We start from the raw sequence: 20,742 nt of genomic DNA, 5'->3' as shown, positions 1-20,742 counted from the left end.
GCTGGGGCGATGGAAGTCAGCGCTGGTCGACCGGGTTGATGTCGGCGAATGTGTCGACCCAATGGTGTGGTGGACGTGGGGGATTGGGCTCGCCGGGGCGGGCCAGTCCGATGACCCGCCAGCCTGCCGTGACGGCGGCGTCGAGTTCGTCGGGGTGGTCGGAGAGGAACAGGATGTTGTCGGGTGGTGTGCTGATGGTGTCGGCGATCTTGTCGTAGGAAGCGGAATCGCGTTTGCTGCCTGCGGTGGACAGGTCGAAGTACCCGCTGATCAACCCGGATAGGCTGCCGTTGCGTGCGAAGGCGAACCAATCTTGTTGATTGCGTATCGATCCTGAGGAGTAGATGTAAAGCGCGAGGCCGGCGGCGTGCCATGCCTCGAGTGCGGGTGGTACGTCCGGGAAGAACTCGCCGTGCAGGGCGCCGGTGCGGAAGCCTTCGGCGCAGATCAGGCCTTGGGCGGTCTTCAAGGGTTCGGCTTTGACGTCGGTGTCGAGCCAGTCGCGCAGGATCGCGGCGACTTCGGCCGGGTCGGCGTCCGGGCGTGCGATCAGGTCGCGGGTCGCGGTCAGTACGGATGCTGCCGGCCCGGCGCTGTTTTCCGCCAGCCAGGCCGGAAGTCGTTGGCGGGTATAGCCGTAGAGGTCTTCGCGGACGGTGGCGGTAGGGCTGGTGGTGCCTTCGATGTCGAGGACGATGGCGGTGATCACGGCGTGGTGAGCAGCTCGTCGAGGGGCGGGAAGCCGCTGCTGATCCGGTCGCCGGTGAAGTCGCCGACCCAGCCGTCGGCTTCTTCGAAGAAGCGGATGGCGATGAAGTCCGGGCGCTCGCCCATGTCGAACCAGTGCAGCGTGCCCGCGGGCACCGAGAGCAGGTCGCCGCCTTCGCAGACCACCGCCAGGACCTCGTGGCCCAGGTGCAGGTAGAAGCAGCCGCGTCCGGCGGCGAAGAAACGCACCTCGTCCTCGGCGTGCCGATGCTCGTCGAGGAACTTGCCGCGTGCGCCCGCGGCGACCTGCGGCCAGTTCGGGTCGGCGTCGTCGGGATGGATGCGGGCGATGTCGATGTGCTGGTAGCGGCCGGACTCGTTCAAGGCGGCGACGTTGCTCGCGTAGTGGGCGAGCAGGTCGTCGGAAGACACCGACGCGGCGTTCTCGACTACCGGCCAACGGCCGAAAGTGATGCCGTGCCGGGCCAGTTCGGTGCCGATCAGCTCGTCGTCGGTGGTGCGTACCCGCACGTCGGCCGGGTTGTCGGCGGCCATCACCTGCAACAGGGTCATGTCAGTCCAATCTCGAGAATGTCGTCGCGCGGGCCGAATGCCGCCGGGCTGCCGGTGCGGGACACGAGCTCGCACAACGCTTCCAGGCATTCGGCGCGATCGCGCGCTCGAGCGAGATTATCCCCCCATGCGGTGATCCCGTGCCCGGCGATGAACAGTACCGGCGCGGCGTCGGGGTGCTCGAGCAGGTAGCGCTCGATGTCCGCGCCGATGCTGGGCACGTCGGGCCAGTTCGGGAACACCGGGATGTCGACGACGGCCGGGTCACCGCCGCCGAGACCCTTGATCAGCTCGTAGTCGGTGATCCGAAGGGTGCTCAACGTGCCGGGCAGCGCTGCGCGGGTGGCCAACGCGGTGGCGAACGGCGGATGGATGTGCACCACCGATTGCGCGGGACGGGTCCGGTAGATGGCGGTGTGGATCGTTGTCTCCGCCGAGGGCTTGCGCCCGTGGTCGAAGATCGGCGCCGAGTCCGCGACCCGCACGGTCACCATGTCGCGCTCGGTGAGCTCGCCTTTGGACAGCCCGCTGCCGGTGACAACGGCGGTCGCGCCGGTGCGGACCGAGATATTGCCCGCGGTTCCCGGCATCCATCCGCGCCGGTAGAGCTCGCGGGCTACCTCCGCGATCGCCGCGCCTGGCGAGGGGGCGGTTCGCGACCGGCGAGGATCGTCCGTGGTCGCCGCGCTGGGTGCGGCGCCGGCTCGGGGTTCGGCAGGGACGTCCCCGGTCGCCGCGTCGTGCGACGGACCCGTTCGGAGCTCACGGGGGTCGACCGCGATCGTGGCGTCGCGCGAATGATCATTGCGGTGCACCACGCCGTTCTCCGTGACCACCGCCGTCACCAGCTCGGCCGGCGTCACGTCGAAGGCCGGATTGAAGACCTCGGTTCCCGCGGGAGCCGTTGCCACACCGCCGAATCCGGTGACCTCATGGGCCGCGCGTTGCTCCACGACGATCTCGCTGCCGGTGGCCATATCGGGGTCGCGGGTCGACTCCGGGGCGACCACGATGAAGGGAATGCTGTGCTGCCGGGCGGCCAGCGCGAGGCCGTAGGTGCCGATCTTGTTGGCGACGTCGCCGTTGGCGGTGACCCGATCGGCGCCGACGAGCACGCAGTCGACCTGCCCGGTCGCCATCGCCCACGCCGCCGCGGAGTCGATCGTCAGCCGGTGCGGGATACCCGCCTCGGCGAGTTCCCAGGTGGTCAGGCGCGCGCCCTGCAACAACGGGCGGGTCTCGTCGACCAGGACCTGCTCGATCGCGCCGCGCTGGAACAGGACCCGTACCGTGCCGATCGCAGTGCCGAACGCGCTGGTCGCGAGCCTGCCGGTGTTGCAGTGGGTGAGTACCCGCAGCGGCCGGCCGGGGCACAGCCGCTGCACCAGGTCGGCGGCGTGGGTGGCGGCGGCCCGGTTCACCCGGCCGTCCTCGGCCAGCATGTCGAGCGTTTCGGCGAGCACCGCGTCCGCGCCACCCGCCACCTTCGCCCGGACCCGTCGCACCGCCCAGGCCAGGTTGACGGCGGTCGGGCGGGCGGCGGCGATCCGATCCGCCTCGGCCTGCACCGCGGTCTCGTCGACCACGCCCGCGACGGTGTGCGCGGCGGTGGCGATGACCACACCGAACGCCCCGGCGATGCCGATGGCGGGCGCGCCGCGGATGGCCAGCGTTCGGATCGCCTCGATGATCTGGTCGACCGTGCTCAGCCGGAGCTCACGCACCTCGTGTGGCAGTCCGCGCTGGTCGATGGTGACGAGCGCGCCGTCGTCCCAGACCAGAGAGCTGTCGTCCATCAGGCGCATCCTTATCGCGTCGAACCGGGTCGTGCCTGGTCGACGGTATCGGACAGCGCGGGTTTGCCCGCAATCGCGTCAGGCCGCCCCTGGCGCGTCGGCGCGCGGCTTCTGGGCGCGTTCGCGCGACGAACAGACCGCGGCCGCCGGCCCCGGGAGGAGTGGGGGACCGGCGGCGCGGCGTGGCGCAGATCAGCTGTAGCGGCGGTCCTGCTCGCCGCGCCGGTCGGCCTCGGGCTTGCTGCCCCGACGGCTTTCCGGGTTCGCGCCTTCGGGCATGCCCTGCTCCTGGCGCTGTTGCTGCTGCTGCCTCGGCATCTGCTTCGGCATTTTCTTAGGCGTTTTCTTCGACTTTTCAGCCATCTCCACACGGTCCTTTCCGGGGGATTGATATTCGCCTAACAACTCAAACGATAGCGAGCAGATATGGCCAACGGAAGAGAAAGTGAAAAATATGGTCCTCAGCGGCCGAATGTTTGTATTGCACCAGGTAGAAGCGTTATTGATGCAGGTATTCAATAGCTAATCCGGCTCGGTGGGCGAAGCATGATACATTTTCTAGGGCCTTTCGTGCCCGACTCTATCGAAATGTAATCAGACCACTCGTGGGGTTCCTGGGTGGCCGTATGGTTCCGCTGAACGCGGACGCTTTATTCGGCGACCAATTCAATTCCGCTGTCGGAGTTCATCCGGTCGATCGCCTGGGGTCCTGTCGTAGCAACATGAAACGGATTGCGGCGCAATAGGTTCCATGAGACTTGCGGGCTGGGTAGCGAGTGGGATGCGTGACACTCAAGTGCTATGGTCGGAATCCCAAGTATCACAGCCATTTTCGTTCTCCCCGAGGCTGATGGATCGCAGCGGTCCGCGGGCTCGAGGACATGCCGGACGTCTTCTCGACGCTCAGTAGCGCAGCGGGAGGAATTCCACGATCGTGTCGTCGATGGCGCCAGGTGGGACGATGACGAGGCCGTCGCGATCGACCAGTCCCCCCAGATGGGCGGTGCGAATAGTCGCGTCGCCGACCCATCCGCCCTCGTCGGCGGCACGGGCCGGGACGATACGCGGTACCTGACCCGCGATCGCCGCGGCGTTGCGCAGCGGCCCGCGCAGCGGACGCGCCGGTGCCGCGCCGGTACGTCCCTCGACGATCGCGGGCGCCAGCGCCATGAGCGTCGCGACGGCGGCGAGCGGATTGCCGGGAAGGCCGAGCACCGTCGTGCCGGAGGCTAGCTCGGCGACGATGGTGGAACCGCCGGGACGTAGCCGCAGACGCGGCACGAGGATTTCGGCGCCGGCTCGGGCCAGCGCGGCACGCAGCTGATCGGCGGCCCCGCCGCCGGTCGCGCCGACGATCACCAGGAGGTCGCCGTTCAGCGCGGCGGCCAGGACTTCGTCGAAGCCGTGTGGAGTGTCGCGCAGGTGCACCCGATCGGCCGCGCGAATGCCATACCACGACAGCAGCCCCGGCAGGATCGGGCCGATCGAGTCGCGGGTCTGGCCGGCCTGCAGCGGACCCTCGCTGCGGATCTCGTCACCGGTCATGACGATGCGCGCGCGCACCGGGCCGCGCACCCGCGCCGTGGTGACCTCGACGCTCGCGGCCGCGGAGATCAGCGCCGCGGTGACCGGCGTGCCCTCCGGCGCGACCAGATCGCCGAGCGCACGGTCCTCACCGCGGCGGCGGATGTCGTCGCGCGGCGCGGTGTCCGGCAGCCGCTGGAGGGTGTCGTCGGCGATCTGCGCGAACTCGTCCCGCAGCACACCGGTGGTGCCATCGGGAACGTGCGCGCCGGTCGCGATCCGCACCGCCTCGCCGGACAGCAGCCCCACCGGACGCCGCCCGCCCGCGAAGCCGATATCGCGGCGTAAGCGCCACGGCCCGTCGCCGGCCACCGCGTAGCCGTCCATCGCGGACACGTCGAACCGGGGCAGCGGCCCGGCCGCCGTCAGCCCGCCCGCGAGCGCGGCGCCGGTCACCGAACGCAGGTCGGCCTCGTACGCGATCAACCGGGTGAGTCCGCCCCGCACGATGGTGCGCGCCTGCGCGAGGTCGAGCGGCGGATAGCTGCGCGGTGCTTCGACCGCGGCCCGGGCCTGCCGCACCTGCTCCTCGGTGTCGCAGTCCCCGACTCCGGACAGCGGGATGATCGCGGCGTCGGCGGGCACCAGGGCCTTCATCGGCTGATTGATCAGCGCGCCGAGCCCGTTCAGCGCGCCCGCCAGCGCCGAGCGCCGCCACACGCCGAGCAGGTATTGCGGCCGGCCCGATTCGTCGGCCGCGAAGACCGCATCCGCGCCGGACTCGGTGGCGTGTCGCACGAGTTCGGCGATCGCCCCCTCCGACAGGAACGGCAGATCCGCGGCGAGCACCACCACCAGCGGCGCGGCGGAGCCGAGCGCGCGCAACCCCGTGTCGATCGCGGCCACCGGCCCCGATCCCGGCGGCACCTCCCTGACCTGGATGATCTCCGGCGACAGCTCGGGTCGGTGCGGACCGACGACCACCGTGTGCGCGCAGGGTGCGACCGCGGCCAGCGACACCTCGAGCATGGACCGGCCGCCGATGATGATCGCGGGTTTGTCCACACCGCCCATCCGGCTGGCCCGGCCGCCCGCGAGCACGATCGCGTCGGTGGCCGTCACGCGCCACGACCTCGAGCTATGTACACCATGGCGGCCATGCTAATTCGTCGGTGCCGGGAAGCCCCGCAGCGGACGGCGCTGATCAGGCGTTCGACCAGGATCGAGCGGACCGTAGCAGGCGGAACTCGTTGTGCTCCGGGTCGGCGAGGACGAGATCGGTCTCGCGGTCGGGCGCCGGGGCGGCCCGATCGACCGGGGTGGCGCCGGCGGCATGCAGTTTGGCCAGCTCGGCGGCCTGATCGTCGGCCGCGAGCGAGGTGAGATCCAGATGCAGCCTGGTGCGGCCGGACCCGGCGTCCGGGGTCTGCACGAACTCCAGCCAGGAGCCGAGACCGGACGGCGCACGCAGCCCCGCCAGTCGCGCGCCACGGTGTGCGAACGGCCAGCCGGTGGCGACCGACCAGAATTCGGCCACCCGCGCCGGGTCGCGCGTGTCGACCACGATCGCCGCAACGGCGCCGGTGTCCACGTACTGCTCCCTGGGTTCGAGTACACAGAACTCGTTGCCCTCCGGATCGGCGAGCACCGTCCACGGCACCGCGCCCTGGCTGATGTTCACTGGTCGCGCCCCCAGTGCCAGCGCCCGGTCCACCTGGGTGCGCTGGTGCTCGAGCGAGCGGGTGGCCAGGTCGAGGTGCAGGCGGTTCTTGCCGATCTTGGCCCGCAGCGCGGGCAGGAAGGACAGCGCCGGGCCGGGGCCGTCGGCCTCGGCGGCCGCGACGTCCACGCGGTCCGGACCCTCGAGGATCACGCTCCACCCGAGCAGTTCGGCCCAGAAGTCCGCGACCGACCGCGGCCGGTCGGCATCGAAGACGACACACGCCAGGCGGGTGGGCATGGGCCAACGGTACTGGCCAACGGTCGATCGCGGAGTTCTTTCCGGCAGGCCGCGTTCACCGGTCCGGGCGATCGGGGAACGAGAAGCGGGCCGCGCGCAGGTCGACGCGACCGTCGCGGACCGGCACGCCCTCGTCGGCGAGTAGGCGCAGCTGGCGATCGGCCAGGTGCGCGGCCGGTCGGCCGCTCACGCCGAGCACCCGGTGCCAGGGCAGGTCGGCGGCGTCGGTGCGCATGATCCAGCCCACCGTGCGCGGCGTGGACAGGCCGACGGCGGCCGCGATGTCGCCGTAGGTGGCCACCCGGCCGGGCGGGATCGATGCCACCAGCGCGCGCACCTGCTCGATCTGGGCGTCAGTCGTCGGCATCGGTCGTCGGCATCGGTCGTCGGAATCGCCGATCAGAGCACCGAGCGCACGAGTTCGCCGGTCTCGGCCGGATACGCCTGAGCGACCATGTGATCGCAATCCCATTCGAGCACGGTCAGGTTGGCGCCCATGTGCTCGGTGAGCGCCGCGCGGAACTCCGGCGTGACGAACGGCGGATGGACTTTCATCGCCTGGACCAGAACGGTGGGCAGCTCGACCGGCGGCAGCACCCAGTGGCGGGCCAGCTGGCCCCAGTAGGAGTTGACCGCAGGCAGGCTCATCCGCCAGCCGAAACGCCCATCGGCGGTCGGCATCAGATGTTCGGTGAGTTCGGCCTCCAGCAGCCGCGGCGCCACATCCCCCCACCCGGTGTCCAGCTTGTCCTGGCGGGCCTGCTCGACGCTGTCGTAGTCGGCCGAGACCAGCGTGGACAACGCGATCTCGCTGAGCCATTCCGGCTCCAGCGCGATGGCCGGATCGAGCAGCACGAGCTTGCGCACCAAGTCCGGATGACGCTGCGCCAGATGCAGTGCGCACGCACCGCCGAACGAATGCGCCACCACCACGACCGGTCCGTCGGCCTCCGCCGCGAGCAGTTCGACGAGATCGGCGACGATGGTCTCGAAGTTCCATGGCGGCAGCCCGGTCGAGCGACCGTGTCCGCGCAGGTCGGGGGCGAGCACGCGGACGTCGGGCAGATGCCGGGTGGCCAGGTCTTCCCAGCGTTTGCCGTGACCGGTCACGCCGTGCAGGGCGAGCACCAACGGTCCGGTGGTCGGACCGAACCGATGGACATTCAGAACAGACACCGGCTCATTGTGGACCTGCATCGCGATCGCGCACGACCGCGCCCCTCGCCGGCGTTCGGCTGCGTCGTGGCGCGAGTGTGCACTGTGTCTTCGGCCTGCCGCGCCGGTTGTGCGGAGGGCCGTACCGGCGTGTCGGTCGCGTCTGTTGAAATAGCCCGCGTGGTGCGATCGGATGGCGCGGTGCGACTTGTTCGCCGGAATGTGGTGGCGCCCCGGCCGCGAGACTGGGGCGTCGACGTTCGCGCGCTCGTGGACGCCGCGGCCGAGGAGGAGCCGCCGCGCCCGGGACAGCGGCCCTGGCAGGTGCTCGGCGGCCCGGGCACGGGCAAGACGTCCTTGCTCGTGGATATCGCGGCCGCACGCATCACCGCCGGGGCCGATCCCGAATCCGTGCTGGTATTGGCCCATTCGAAGCAGGCGGCCCACGCGGTGCGCGACGCCATCACCGCGCGGTTGGCCGGATCCGAGCCCGGTGCCGAGGGGGGTGTGCCCGGCGCCACGCGGGAGCCACTCGTGCGCACGGTGCACTCGTATGCCTTCTCCGTGCTGCGCAGGCACGCGATAGCGCACGGCAACCCGCCGCCCCGTTTGCTGACCGGTGCCGAACAGGACGCCGTGCTGCGCGAAATGCTGCGCGGCGACTTGGCGGATATCGCCGAGGGCGCGGACGGCTTGTGGCCGGAGCGACTGCGGCCCGCGCTGGCGCTCGGCGGATTCGCCGAGCAGTTGCGTGATCTCATGCTCCGCGCCACCGAGCGCGGTATCGGGCCGGAGGACCTCGTCCGGCTCGGCCGCGAGCAGGCCAAGCCGGAGTGGGTGGCGGCGGGCAGATTCGCCTTGCGTTACGAACAGACGATGCTGCTGCGCTGGTCGGTCGGCGTCGAGGCGCCGGAAGCGACAGCGCCCGCGCTGGACGCCGCCGAACTGGTCGGCGCGGCGCTGGACGCGCTGGCCGCCGACCCGAACCTGCTTGCCGCCGAACGCGCCCGGATCAGATACCTGCTGGTCGACGACGCCCAGCACCTCGACCCACAGGCGGCGATCCTGGTCCAGGCGATCGGGCGCAGCGCGCGGACCACGGTGATCGTAGGCGATCCCGATCAGGCCGTCTTCGCCTTCCGCGGTGCGGACGCGCGGTTCGTCGCCGACCTGGACGTGCCGGATGGGCAGCGCCTCGTGCTGCGGGACAACCATCGGCTCAGCGGTCAGCTGCAGCTGGCGGTCGCGCGAATCGCCGCCCGGCTGCCGGGCGCTGCGCCGCAGCGCTTTCCGGTGCCCGAGCAGGCGGCAACGCCGGACGACGGCGCCGAGGTGCGGGTTCGCGTGCTCGCCACACCCGCGAAAGAGGCCGCGCTCATCGCCGACCATCTGCGCCGCGCGCACCTCACGGGCGGGGTGCCGTGGTCGCGGATGGCGGTGATCGTCCGTTCGGTCCCGCTGTCGTTGGCGCCGCTGCGCCGCGCCCTGCTCGCAGCGGGCGTGCCGGTGCAGCAGCCCGCGCTCGACACGCCGCTGGCGCGCAGGCGCGGCGCGGCGTGGATGCTGCTCGCGCTACGTGCCCTGCTGGCGGGCGAGGCCGCAGGGCACGCAGCGCAGCCGCAGTTCGAGCCGGAGGATGCGCTCGACCTGCTGGCCGGGCCGCTCGGCGGGGCCGATCAGATCTCCCTGCGCCGCCTGCGGCGCGGCATCCGGCGCGCGGCTGTCCAGGTCTCCGGATCCGGGGCGAAAACCGCCGAGACGCCCGATGATTCGCCGCCGGATCGAGACGCGGACATCGACCGTCCCTCCGCGCAGGTGCTGCGTGAACTGCTCATCGGAGCCGGTGACGCGGCGATCCTGAGCCGGCTCACCGAGGTCGAGGCCGCGCCGCTGCGCCGGGTGCTGGACGCGCTGAACCGGGCGCGCACGGTGCGGGGACGTGGCGCGGGCCTGGAGGACGTGTTGTGGGCGCTGTGGACCGGTTCCCGCCTGGAACGGCGCTGGGTGGGTCAATCGAACCGCGGCGGCGCGGTCGGCATGCAGGCCGACCGCGATCTGGACGCCGCGGTAGCGCTGTTCGATGCTGCCGCCGCCTACGTCGATCGGCTGCCACGGGCCAGTATCGAAGGTTTCGTCGATTACCTTTCGCAGCAGGAGATTCCGCACGATGCCGCACCCCGCACCGCGCCGGGCGAGGCGGTCGCGTTGTTGAGCGCGCACGCCGCTGCCGGACGGGAGTGGGACGTGGTCGCCGTCGCCGCCGTTCAGGAAGGGATCTGGCCCAACCCACGCTCGCGGGGCACGCTGCTGCACACCGAGGACCTGGTCGATCTCGTCGCGGGCGTGTCCGATGCCGGGGAGCGGGTCAGCCGCGCGGCGCCGATCCTCGCCGAGGAACGCAGGCTGCTGTACGTCGCGTGCAGCCGGGCCCGACGATCGTTGCTGGTGACGGCCGTGGAATCGGTCTCGGGGGAACGCGACCTGGTGCCGTCACGCTTTCTCGCCGAGCTGCTCGGGCACGACGACGACGGCGAACCCGGCGCGCTGCCCGTGGTCGACCCCGGGCGTGCTTTGGTGATGCACTCTCTGGTGGCCGAATTGCGCGGCGTCGTCTGCGATCCGGACGCCGATCCGGATCGCAAGCGGCGGGCCGCGGCTCAGCTGGCGCGGCTGGCGGACGCGGGTGTGCGCGGTAGCCATCCCGACGACTGGTACGGCACCGCCGACCTCAGCTCGCGGCGTCCGCTGTGGACCGACGACGACGGCGCGGTGGCGCTGTCACCCTCCACCGTCGAACTGCTGCGTACTTGTCCGCTGCGCTGGGCGCTGGAACGCCACGGCGGCACCGACGGCGACAACCCGCACGCGGTCAAGGGCAACCTGGTGCACACGCTGGTGCAGGCGCTGGCCGGCAACGTGCCCGAGGCGCAGGTGCGTGCGGCGCTGGATCGCGCCTGGCAGACGGTAGATCCCGGTACCGGCTGGCATTCGCGGCAGGAGCTGCGCCGCGCCGAGGCGATGCTGGAGACCTTCCTGGCCTGGGTGCGCAATACTCGCGGCGAACTCACCCAGGCCGGTGTCGAAGTGCCGGTCGATTGCGTGCTGCCCGCGCGCGCGGAAGACGAACGCGCCGTGCGGATCCGGGGCCGCGTCGACCGGCTGGAACGGGACGCGCAAGGCCGCTTCGTGATCGTGGACGTGAAGACCGGCAAGTCTCCGGTCACCAAGCAGGCCGCCGCCGATCATGCCCAGCTGGCGACCTACCAGGTCGCCGCAGCCAACGGCGCGCTCGATTCCGGTAACGAAAATACCTCTGCCACAAGCGAATCCAACGCAACAGTCGAGCCAGGCGGGGCGCGTTTGGTGTACGTCGCGAAACCGAGCAAGACGGAGGGCGCCACCCAGCGCATGCAGCCCCCGCTGGACGCGGAGGCTCTCGACAAATGGCGCGACACGATCCACGACGCCGCCGCGGCCAGCCAGGGACCCAGCTACCTCGCCATGCGCAACGACGGGTGCCGCCACTGCGCGGTCGCGGGCAGCTGCCCCGTGCAGGACCGGGGCAGGCAGGTGACGGACGAGTGAGCGCGATGTCCGCGGTAGTCGTGTTGCCGGTGGCGCCGCCGCCGACCACGGGGGCGCCACCGTGACCGGCGGCCGAGTGACCCCGCATCAGCTGGCGCAGGCGCTGGGACTGCCGCAGCCCACCGATGAGCAGGTGGCGGTGATCGCGTCGCCGCCCGGGCCGACCCTGGTGGTCGCGGGTGCGGGCGCGGGGAAGACCGAGACGATGGCCGCGCGCGTGGTGTGGATGGTCGCGAACCGGATCGTCCGGCCCGACGAGGTGCTCGGGCTGACCTTCACACGCAAAGCCGCACAGCAGTTGACCACGCGCATCCGCACCAGGCTGGCCCGGCTCGCCGGCGCGCCCCTGCTGCGCGAACTCGACCCGACCGGTCAGCTGCGCGCCCAGCTGACCGGCGCGGAACCGGAAATCAGCACCTACCACTCCTACGCGGGCAGGTTGCTCACCGAGCACGGGCTGCTGCTCCCGGTGGAACCCGCGGCGACGCTGCTCACCGAAACCCAGCTCTGGCAGCTGGCCCACCACGTGGTCCGGACCTGGGACGGCGATCTGGACACCGAACGCACGCCGGTGTCGGTCACCGAGGCGGTGCTCGCGCTGTCCGGGCAGCTGGCCGAACATCTGGTCGAGCCCGAGGAATTGGCCGAGGCGCACACCGAGCTGGAGAAGCTGGTGCGCACGCTGCCCGCGGGTCCGCGCCAGCGCGGCGGACCGAGCCAAACTCTGCTGAACATCGTCCAGGTGCAGCGGGAACGGGTGGCGCTGGTGCCGCTGGTGCAACAGCTCACCGTGGCGCTGCGCCGCCGTGGCGCACTGGATTTCGGCGCGCAGATGTCGCTCGCCGCGCGGCTGGCCGCCGAACACCCCGAAGTGGCCGCGGCCGAACGCGCCCGCTTCCGCTTGGTCCTGCTCGATGAATATCAGGACACCGGCCATGCCCAGCGAGTCCTGCTCGCCGCTCTGTTCGGCGGATCGCCGGCGAGCCCGGACTGGGCTCCCGCGAGCACACCCGTCCGCGTCGGTGCGCACAAGGGGGAGCACGCAGCGCGCGCGCCGGTCGATCCGCCGCCGCCTGCCGGTAGCTATGCCCCTGGTTCGCCGGACGTGGCGCCGCCCAATGCGCGGATGCGCTCCGATTCGCGCGAGCGGGATGCGCGGTCGGAGTCCACGTCCGGCGCGGGGCAGCTGCGGCGCACCGGTACGCACGACCACTTCGACGCGGGGAACGGGCAGCCGGGGCGTGCCGGTGCGTACGACCACGACCACGCGGGCACCGGGGACGGGCAGCCGGAGCGTGCCGGTGCGCATGACCACGACCACTTCGACGTGGGGAACGGGCAGCCGGGGCGTGCCGGTGCGCACGACCACGACCACTTCGACGTGGGGAACGGGCAGCCGGAGCGTGCCGGTGCGTACGACTACGACCACGCGGGGACCGGGGACGGGCAGCCGGAGCGTGCTGGTGCGCACGACTCGCACGCCGGTCATCGGCGGCGGGGCACCGGCGCGCCGGACGGGCGGTCCGAACCGTCGATACCACCCGAGCCGGCTGACGGGCAGCGCCTGGCGGTGACCGCGGTCGGCGATCCGATGCAATCGATCTACGGCTGGCGTGGCGCGTCCGCGGCGAATCTGCCCAGATTCGCCACCGATTTTCCGAGCGCGCCCGACGTTCCCGCGCCTACCTTGGCGTTGCTGACCAGCTGGCGCAATCCGCCGGAAGCTCTGGCGCTGGCGAATCTGGTCGCGGAACCCTTGCGCCGCAAGGCGATCGAGGGCGGCGGCGGCACCGTCGACGCGTTGCGCGCCAAACCCGACGCGGCGCCGGGTGTCGTCGCGCTGGCTCTGACCGAGACCGTGGCCGTCGAACGTGCGTGGGTGGCCGAGCGGATTGCCGCGCAGTGGGCTGCCCGGCGTGCGGACCAACAGCCGCCGCCGACCTCGGCGGTGCTGGTGCGCCGCAACGCTGATGCGGCGCCGCTCGCGGAAGCGCTTCGCGCGCAGGGACTCCCGGTGGAGATCGTCGGGCTCGGCGGCCTGCTCGCCACGCCGGAGGTCGCCGACATCGTCGCGACCTTACGGTTGATCGCCGAGCCGGGCTCGGGCAGCGCCGCGATGCGCGTGCTGACCGGCGCACGCTGGCGCGTCGGTGTCGCCGACATCGCCGCGCTCGCTCGCCGGGCCAGGGACTTGTCGATCCAGCGTCCGGCATCCGGCACCGCGGCCGGGATCGCCGACGGCGCCGCACTCGACGAGGCGCTGCGCGAGGTGGCGCCGGAACCGGCGGAACAAGCGGGTCTGGCCGACGCGATCGCTGATCCCGGTCCGGCACAACGATATTCGGATGCCGGCTTCGCCCGCATCGAGGAGCTGGGCCGGGAGTTGGCCGCGTTGCGCGAACGCAGCGGTCAGCCCTTGGCGGAACTGGTCGCCGATGTCGAACGCACCATCGGCGTCGGCGTGGAGACGCAGACGCGCCGAGCCATGGCCGGGACCGGGGCCGGACGCGAACACTTGGACGCTTTCGCCGAGGTCGTGGCCGGGTACGCCGCCGACTCCGGTGCCTCACTCGGCGGGCTGCTCGCGTTTCTCGCCGCGGCCGAGGAGGTCGAGAACGGGCTGGAACCCGGCGAGGTGGAAGTCGCCAAGGACCGGGTTCAGGTGCTGACCGTGCACGCGGCGAAGGGCTTGGAGTGGGAGATCGTCGCGGTCCCGCACGTGGTGGAGGGCGTGTTCCCGTCCAAGGTCGGTTCCGGCACCTGGCTGGGCGCGCTCGCCGAGCTGCCCACGTCCTTGCGGGGTGACCGCAGGCAGGACGACGCGGCCGACGGAGTTCCGGTGCTCGACCTCACCGACCTGTGCGACCGCGCCGACCTGGACCGCGCGATCAAGGCGCACAAAGAAGCGCTGGAACGCCGCCGGATCGACGAGGAACGCCGGCTGTTCTACGTCGCGCTCACCAGAACCGAACGCGTGCTGCTGGTTTCGGCGCACCACTGGGCGGAGACCGGTAGCTCCCCGAAGGGGCCCTCGGATTTCCTGCTGGAGTTGAAGCGCGCGAACGAGGACCCCGACAACCCTGCGCACAACGTCCTGACGGTCGACCGGTGGGACGACCCGCCCGCGCCCGACGCCGGCAACCCCTTCACGGACAACCCGGCCACCGCCGAGTGGCCCCGGGACCCCCTCAGTGCCCGCCGCCACCCCATCGAACAGGGCGCCGCGCTCGTCCGCGCCGCCCTCGCCGATCTCCGTGCGCGCCCAGCCGACGCACCCGGCGGCCGGAATGCGCACAGCGCCACGGCCGACCGTATCGCGGAATCCCACGACGAAGCCGACGAGGGCGACGCGCGTTCGCTCGAGGCGGCGCGTGCGGCCGGTTCGCTCGGTCATAGCGACGCCCGCAGCGCCGAATCGCTCGGCGAAGTGACTGGGGATACGCCCGCTACCGACGACAGCGCCCTTGGCCAGGACGCGATCCACGCCTACCCGCCAGACGACGAATTCCCGCCGGACCCATGGGACGATTTCGCCGACCCGCCCGATTTCGATGTCACCACAACCGAATACGCCGACCCGTACGCGGATCTCGAGCCCTACTACGGCGCCGCACCCGACCCGGTCGAGGAGTATTTATCGGCTGACGAGCCGGCCTTCGCCTCCGGATTCGCCGCACCGCCACCGGAAGACGCCGGTCCGTTCGAGCCGGCACACCGCGCGCCGGACCCGGACGATCCCGAAGGCTGGGCCGCCGATGTCGACGCGCTGCTGGCCGAGCATCAGGGGAGCGCTGCCGCCGCCGAGGCGGTCGAGCTGCCCGGTCAGATCGCGGCGACGGCGTTGGTCGAGCTGCGCGCCGACCCGGCGCGACTCGCTGCCCGCCTGCGCCGCCCGCTGCCCTACCCGCCGAATCCGCTGGCCCGCCGCGGCACCGCGTTCCATGCCTGGGTGCAGCGGTGGTTCGGCGCTACCCGGCTGCTCGGCCTCGATGAATTGCCGGGCGCGGCCGACAGCGCGGCCGATGCCGGGGTGGACACCGAGCTGACCGCGATGCAGGAGGCGTTCCTGAATTCGCCGTGGGCCAACCGCAGCCCGATCGAGGTCGAGATCCCGTTCGAGACCTCGATCGCGGGCACCGTGATCCGCGGCCGGATGGACGCGGTGTTCGCCGAACCCGGCGGGCGCTGGATCGTGGTCGACTGGAAGACCGGCGCCGAGCCGAGCCCCGCCGAGGAACCGGCGGTCGCCATGCAGCTGGCGGTCTATCGGCTGGCCTGGGCGCGGTTGACGGCCGCGCGCGAGGGCCGATCCGAACAGGAGATGCTGCCTCGGATCGGCGCCGCGTTCCACTATGTACGCACCGGGCGCACCATCGCGCCGGGCACGCTGCCCGGCGCTGCCGAACTGGCCGAGCTGATCAGGCATGCCGCGCCGGTTGAGGCACCGCCGGCGACCGGGTGATCGGCGCAAGCCACAACGCCGAGCCTGCGTAGCCGCACGGCCATCACGCGCGAGGTGCGGCCGATCCTTCCGAGCGCCGCCCGTCGGCGCCGCAAGAGCGAACACAGTAGGCTGCCGTGCTGTGCCGGAGCGACTAGAAATACCGGAGATGACCGACACGAGCGGCCACCCGGCCACTGGGCCGCGCTCCGGTTTCCGAACGAAGCGAGACCGAGCATTGCCCGCTCGCGCGACGACCGGGCTGCGAACCCGCGCCGTCGCAGGTGCGGCGGAAACGGACACCGGGGGGTCCGGTGTTCGGTGATCGAGCACGTAGCCTCGGGTTGGCCAGTCGTCCGCATTTCGCGCTGGTCGGGGTGCTGCGCATCCCGGAAGTGCAGATCAGTCCGTGGATTTCGCTGATCAGGCGGGTGCTGTTCGCGACCGCGCTGCTGGTCCTGGCCGCAGTCGTGGTGTATCTCGGTCGCGATGGCTATCACGACAATTCGGGTAATGAACTGTCGTTACTGGATGCCTTCTACTACGCCACGGTGTCGCTGTCGACCACTGGTTACGGCGACATCCACCCGGTGACGGCCGAGGCGCGGCTGGTGAACATCGTCATCATCACCCCGCTGCGCGTCCTGTTCCTGATCGTCCTCGTCGGAACCACGCTCAGCGTGCTGACGGAACGCTCTCGGCAGGCTCTCAAGATTCAGCGATGGAGGCACAGCGTGCGCAATCACACCGTGGTCGTCGGATACGGCACGAAGGGGAGGACCGCGATCGACGCCATGCTGGGCGACGGGGTGCAGCCGGGAGACATCGTCGTGGTCGACACCGACGTCGTGGCCCTGGAAGCGGCCGCGAACGCCGGGCTGGTCACGGTGCACGGCTCGGCCACCCAGTCCGATGTGCTGCGGCTGGCGAGCGTGCAGAACGCCGCGTCGGTCGTGGTCGCCACCAACCGGGACGACACGGCCGTGCTGGTCACCCTGACCGCCCGCGAGCTGAACCGCAGCGCCGCGATCGTGGTCGCGGTTCGCGAGGCGGAGAACACCCACCTGGTGCGGCAATCGGGGGCGAATTCGGTGGTGGTGTCCTCGGAGACCGCGGGCCGGTTGCTCGGCATCGCCACGACCACGCCGACCGTGGTGGAGATGATGGAGGACCTGCTCACGCCCCAGGAGGGGTTCGCGGTCGCCGAACGCGAGGTGGAGCCGGCCGAGATCGGCGGTTCGCCACGGCATCTCAGCGATATCGTGCTGGGTGTGGTGCGCGCCGGAGTGTTGGTCCGCGTCGGTGAGCCCGAGGTGGACGCGATCGAGGCGGGCGACAAGCTGCTGTACATTCGCCGAGTGGGCAAATGACACCGCGGCGGGCAGGACGGTGACTCGAGCGCGATAGTCTCGAACCGTGCCTGCGTTTCAGCTCAATGGTGTTCCGCTCCTGTCCCGTTCCGCCGTCCATCGCGCGGAGGAGATCCGAAGCGATGCCGGAGCTCTGCGGGAGGGGTGGAGCGAGGCGAAACTCTTGCGGATCAATCGGCGCGGCGAGGTGCGCTTCGATGCCGGCGCGCTGGTCTTGGACGCCGCGCTCGAGTTGTCCGCGCAGCCGAGCCCGGCCGCGGTATTCCTCGGCATCGAGGACGGCACCCACCTGTGGGCGGTCCGCGATCCGGAGCTGGAGGGGACGCTCACCGACCTGCGCGCGCTCGCGGGCACCGGCATCGACGACCGCACCGCCGGTTTGCTCTCCACCGCGATCGCGCTGCTGAACTGGCACGACCGGGCCGGCTTCAACGGCGCGGACGGCGCGGTGACCGCCGTGTCCAAGGCCGGGTGGTCGCGCGTCACCGAGAGCGGTTATGAGGAATTCCCCCGGATCGACCCCGCGGTGATCTGCCTGATCCACGACGGCGGCGATCGGGTGTTGCTCGCGCGCCAGCACAGCTGGCCGACGTCGCGGTTTTCCCTGCTGGCCGGGTTCGTCGAGGCGGGCGAGTCGCTGGAGCGCTGCGTCGAGCGGGAGATGCGCGAGGAGGTCGGCCTCGACGTACGCGAGATCAGCTACCTGGGTAGCCAGCCGTGGCCGTTCCCGCGCTCACTGATGCTCGGCTTCTCGGCGGTCGCCGATCCCGATCAGCCGCTGGCTTTCTCCGACGGCGAGATCGCCGAGGCCAACTGGTTCACCCGCGCCCAGGTGCGCGCGGCGCTGTCGGTGGGCGACTGGTCGATGCGCAGCGAGGAGTCTCGCCTGCTGCTGCCCGGTTCGATCTCCATCGCACGCACCATCGTCGAATCCTGGGCGGCGACCGACTGAGCGCACGCTGCCGCGCGGGCCGGCACGGCCCACGCGGAGCTGGTGATCAGGACAGATCGGCGAGGGTTTGCTTGATGGCCGCCAGCGACGGGTTGGTCGCGGTGGAGCCGTCGGCGAACTTCACGGTGGGCACGACGTGGTTGCCCCCGTTGACACTGCCGACGAACTCGGCCGACACCGGATCTTGTTCGATGTCGATTTCGGCGTAGCTGATGCCGGCCTCCTGCAGCTGCTTCTTCAGTCTGCGGCAATAGCCACACCAGGTGGTCGAGTACATCGTCACAGCGGGGTTTGCGTCAGTCACGGATGATGCAACGCTGAAGTACCTCGCCCTGTTCCAGCTCGTACTGTTCCAGCTCGGACGTGCCGGCACGGATGCCGGGCAGCGCGCGAAGGCGACACGCTGTGTGTCGGTGGACGCTGCCATGATGGACCCCGTGCCCGCACTCGATCCCGCCCAGCTCGATCCCGAGCAGGCCGCCGCCGTGCGCGCGCCGCGCGGTCCGGTGTGCGTGCTCGCGGGGGCGGGCACCGGCAAGACCAGGACCATCACCTACCGCATCGCGCATCTCGTCGCGCAGGGGCACGTCAAGGCCGACCAGGTACTCGCGGTGACCTTCACCGCGCGAGCGGCGGGAGAGCTGCGCACCCGGTTGCGTGCGCTCGGCCTCGGCGGCGAAGCCACGAAGGTGCAGGCGCGGACGTTCCACGCGGCCGCGCTGCGACAGCTGAAGTACTTCTGGCCGCAGGTCGTCGGTGACGTGCCGTGGCGGTTGATCGACGCCAAGTTCCCGATCGTCGCGCAGGCCGCGAACCGGGCGGGGCTGGCCACGTCCACCGACAGCGTTCGTGACCTGCTGAGCGAAATCGAATGGGCGAAGGCGTCGCTCATCGCCCCGGAGGACTACCTGGCCGCGGTCGCCGAGCGCCGCCGGGAGACACCGTATGACGCCATGCGCGTCGCCGACGTGTATGCCGGTTACGAGAAGCTCAAGGCCACACCGGACGGGCTGCTGCTGGACTTCGACGACCTGCTGCTGCATACCGCGGCGGTGCTGGAGGACTATCCGGCGGTGTCCGACGAATTCCGTGGCCGCTACCGCAGTTTCGTCGTCGACGAATATCAGGACGTCACGCCGCTGCAGCAGCGGGTGCTCGACGCGTGGCTCGGCGACCGCGACGACCTCACCGTGGTCGGCGACGCCAACCAGACGATCTATTCGTTCACCGGTGCCACGCCGAACTACCTGCTCGATTTCTCCCGCCGATACCCCGACGCGGCCGTGGTGCGGCTGGAGCGTGACTATCGATCGACTCCGCAGGTGGTGTCGCTGGCCAATCGGGTGATCGGCGCGGCACGCGGTCGTATCGCGGGGACCAGGTTGCAACTGATCGGGCAGCGGCCCGACGGACCCGAGCCCACGTTCGCCGAGTACGACGACGCTCCCGCTGAGGCGGCGGCAGCGGCCAAGGCGATCGCCCGGCTCATCGAAGCGGGCACGCCCGCCGCCGAGATCGCGGTGCTCTATCGGATCAACGCCCAGTCCGAGAGCTACGAACAGGCACTCACCGAGCGCGGCATCCCCTACCAGGTGCGCGGTGGCGAGGGCTTCTTCGCGCGCGCCGAGGTCAAGCAGGCGGTGCAGGCGCTGCGTCAGGTCGCGACCCGTGACGATCTACCGGATCAGGCGCGCAGCGGTAGTGCCCTGGTCGCACTGGTTCGCGCGGCGTTCGCCCCGATCGGCCTCACCGCCACCGAGCCCGCGGGTGCCCAGGCGCGGGAGCGCTGGTCTTCGCTGGTGGCGTTGGTGCGCCTGACCGAGGAATTGGTCGGCCAGGACGATCGTCTCGATCTGACCGGGTTGTTGCGCGAACTCGCCGCCCGCGCCGAGGCCAGGCATCCACCCACGGTGCAAGGCGTCACGTTGGCGTCCTTGCACGCGGCCAAGGGGCTGGAATGGGACGCGGTATTCCTTGTCGGTCTCTCCGATGGCACCCTGCCCATCCAGCACGTCCTCGCCGATGACGGGTCGGTCGCCGACGCGGCCGCCTTGGAGGAGGAGCGCCGGCTGCTCTACGTCGGGGTTACCAGGGCGCGCGAGCAGTTGCGGTTGTCCTGGGCACTGGCTAGGAACGAGGGTGGCAGGCGCACCCGGCGGCGCTCCCGGTTCCTCAACGGCCTGGTCCCGGACGACTCGCCCGCCTCGCGGATCGCGGCACCGGTAGCCGCGGCGTCTGGACAACCCCGGCCGACCTGCCGGGTCTGCGCCAAACCGCTGATCGGTACCTACCCGACCATGCTCGGCCGATGCCGCCGCTGCCCAGCCGAGATGGACGCGGAATTGCTTGCCGCACTGCGAGAGTGGCGCGCGGAGCAGGCGGAGGCGTTGCGCGTCCGCGAATTCGTCGTCTTCACCGACACCACGCTCACCGCGATCGCCGAACAACTGCCCGCTGACGACGCCGCGCTGGCCTCGATCGCGGGTATCGGCGCGAAGAAGATCGACCAGTTCGGCGCGGACGTGCTCGCGATCGTCGCGTCCCGGATTCGATCCACATCACAAAACCGCAGGTAGAAAATAGGTTGTCGCGGTGGGTGAAGTTGCCTATGGTGGATTTCACGCACCGGGAGGGCATCTCGGCGCGCACAGTCACGACACACCGTCACCGACACCAAC

At 70.9% G+C, this 20,742-nt stretch carries 14 protein-coding genes; 5 read left to right on the top strand and 9 right to left on the bottom strand.

The window, feature by feature from the left end; translation table 11 throughout:
* Positions 1-16 precede the first annotated feature (16 nt).
* The 8 genes from mtnC to ACT86A_RS14880 all read right to left on the bottom strand — a co-directional run bounded on the left by mtnC (position 17) and on the right by ACT86A_RS14880 (position 7,737).
* Complete coding sequence (gene mtnC, locus ACT86A_RS14915; RefSeq protein ID WP_445092709.1) at positions 17-709, bottom strand: acireductone synthase; 693 nt, start codon at positions 707-709, stop codon at positions 17-19.
* Entirely contained in the window at positions 706-1,281 is a 576-nt protein-coding gene (locus ACT86A_RS14910) for a 1,2-dihydroxy-3-keto-5-methylthiopentene dioxygenase (protein ID WP_445092708.1), read from the bottom strand. The genes mtnC and ACT86A_RS14910 overlap by 4 nt, the downstream gene beginning before the upstream one ends.
* Complete coding sequence (gene mtnA / locus ACT86A_RS14905) at positions 1,278-3,077, bottom strand: S-methyl-5-thioribose-1-phosphate isomerase (RefSeq protein ID WP_445092707.1); 1,800 nt, start codon at positions 3,075-3,077, stop codon at positions 1,278-1,280. Before mtnA ends, ACT86A_RS14910 begins: the two co-directional genes overlap by 4 nt.
* A gap of 192 nt (positions 3,078-3,269) precedes the next feature.
* Positions 3,270-3,440, bottom strand: coding sequence for a hypothetical protein (locus ACT86A_RS14900; RefSeq protein ID WP_445092706.1), 171 nt, complete (start codon positions 3,438-3,440; stop codon positions 3,270-3,272).
* A gap of 540 nt (positions 3,441-3,980) precedes the next feature.
* Positions 3,981-5,723, bottom strand: coding sequence for an NTP transferase domain-containing protein (locus ACT86A_RS14895; RefSeq protein WP_445092705.1), 1,743 nt, complete (start codon positions 5,721-5,723; stop codon positions 3,981-3,983).
* A gap of 82 nt (positions 5,724-5,805) precedes the next feature.
* The gene (locus ACT86A_RS14890) at positions 5,806-6,561 is read right to left on the bottom strand and encodes a VOC family protein (RefSeq protein WP_445092704.1); all 756 of its coding nucleotides are present in this window, start codon (positions 6,559-6,561) and stop codon (positions 5,806-5,808) included.
* Positions 6,562-6,616: 55 nt separating this feature from the next.
* Complete coding sequence (locus tag ACT86A_RS14885) at positions 6,617-6,928, bottom strand: MGMT family protein (protein WP_445092703.1); 312 nt, start codon at positions 6,926-6,928, stop codon at positions 6,617-6,619.
* Between the two features lie 32 nt (positions 6,929-6,960).
* Positions 6,961-7,737, bottom strand: a complete 777-nt coding sequence (locus ACT86A_RS14880; RefSeq protein ID WP_445092702.1) for an alpha/beta fold hydrolase — start codon at positions 7,735-7,737, stop codon at positions 6,961-6,963.
* Between the two features lie 180 nt (positions 7,738-7,917).
* Between ACT86A_RS14880 and ACT86A_RS14875 the strand changes: the two genes are divergently transcribed.
* The 4 genes from ACT86A_RS14875 (at position 7,918) to nudC (ending at position 18,064) form a co-directional block, all read left to right on the top strand.
* Positions 7,918-11,301, top strand: a complete 3,384-nt coding sequence (locus ACT86A_RS14875; protein ID WP_445092701.1) for an ATP-dependent helicase — start codon at positions 7,918-7,920, stop codon at positions 11,299-11,301.
* Positions 11,302-11,377: 76 nt separating this feature from the next.
* Positions 11,378-15,763: an ATP-dependent helicase gene (locus tag ACT86A_RS14870; protein ID WP_445092700.1), complete on the top strand. Its 4,386-nt coding sequence runs from the start codon at positions 11,378-11,380 to the stop codon at positions 15,761-15,763.
* A gap of 293 nt (positions 15,764-16,056) precedes the next feature.
* Positions 16,057-17,112, top strand: a complete 1,056-nt coding sequence (locus tag ACT86A_RS14865) for a potassium channel family protein (protein WP_445092699.1) — start codon at positions 16,057-16,059, stop codon at positions 17,110-17,112.
* Positions 17,113-17,158: 46 nt separating this feature from the next.
* Positions 17,159-18,064, top strand: coding sequence for an NAD(+) diphosphatase (gene nudC / locus ACT86A_RS14860; RefSeq protein WP_445092698.1), 906 nt, complete (start codon positions 17,159-17,161; stop codon positions 18,062-18,064).
* Between the two features lie 46 nt (positions 18,065-18,110).
* Here nudC and ACT86A_RS14855 read toward each other — a convergent pair whose 3' ends face one another.
* Positions 18,111-18,341 (bottom strand): mycoredoxin, encoded by a 231-nt coding sequence (locus ACT86A_RS14855; protein ID WP_445092795.1) that lies wholly within the window; start codon positions 18,339-18,341, stop codon positions 18,111-18,113.
* Between the two features lie 148 nt (positions 18,342-18,489).
* On the opposite strand from ACT86A_RS14855, the gene ACT86A_RS14850 reads away from it, so the two are divergent.
* Entirely contained in the window at positions 18,490-20,640 is a 2,151-nt protein-coding gene (locus tag ACT86A_RS14850) for an ATP-dependent DNA helicase UvrD2 (RefSeq protein WP_445092794.1), read from the top strand.
* The last annotated feature ends 102 nt before the right edge of the window (positions 20,641-20,742 follow it).

The organism is Nocardia glycosmidis (assembly GCF_052545115.1).
The sequence above is the reverse complement of the archived record's forward strand: the minus strand, read 5'-3'. Positions and strand labels throughout refer to the sequence as shown.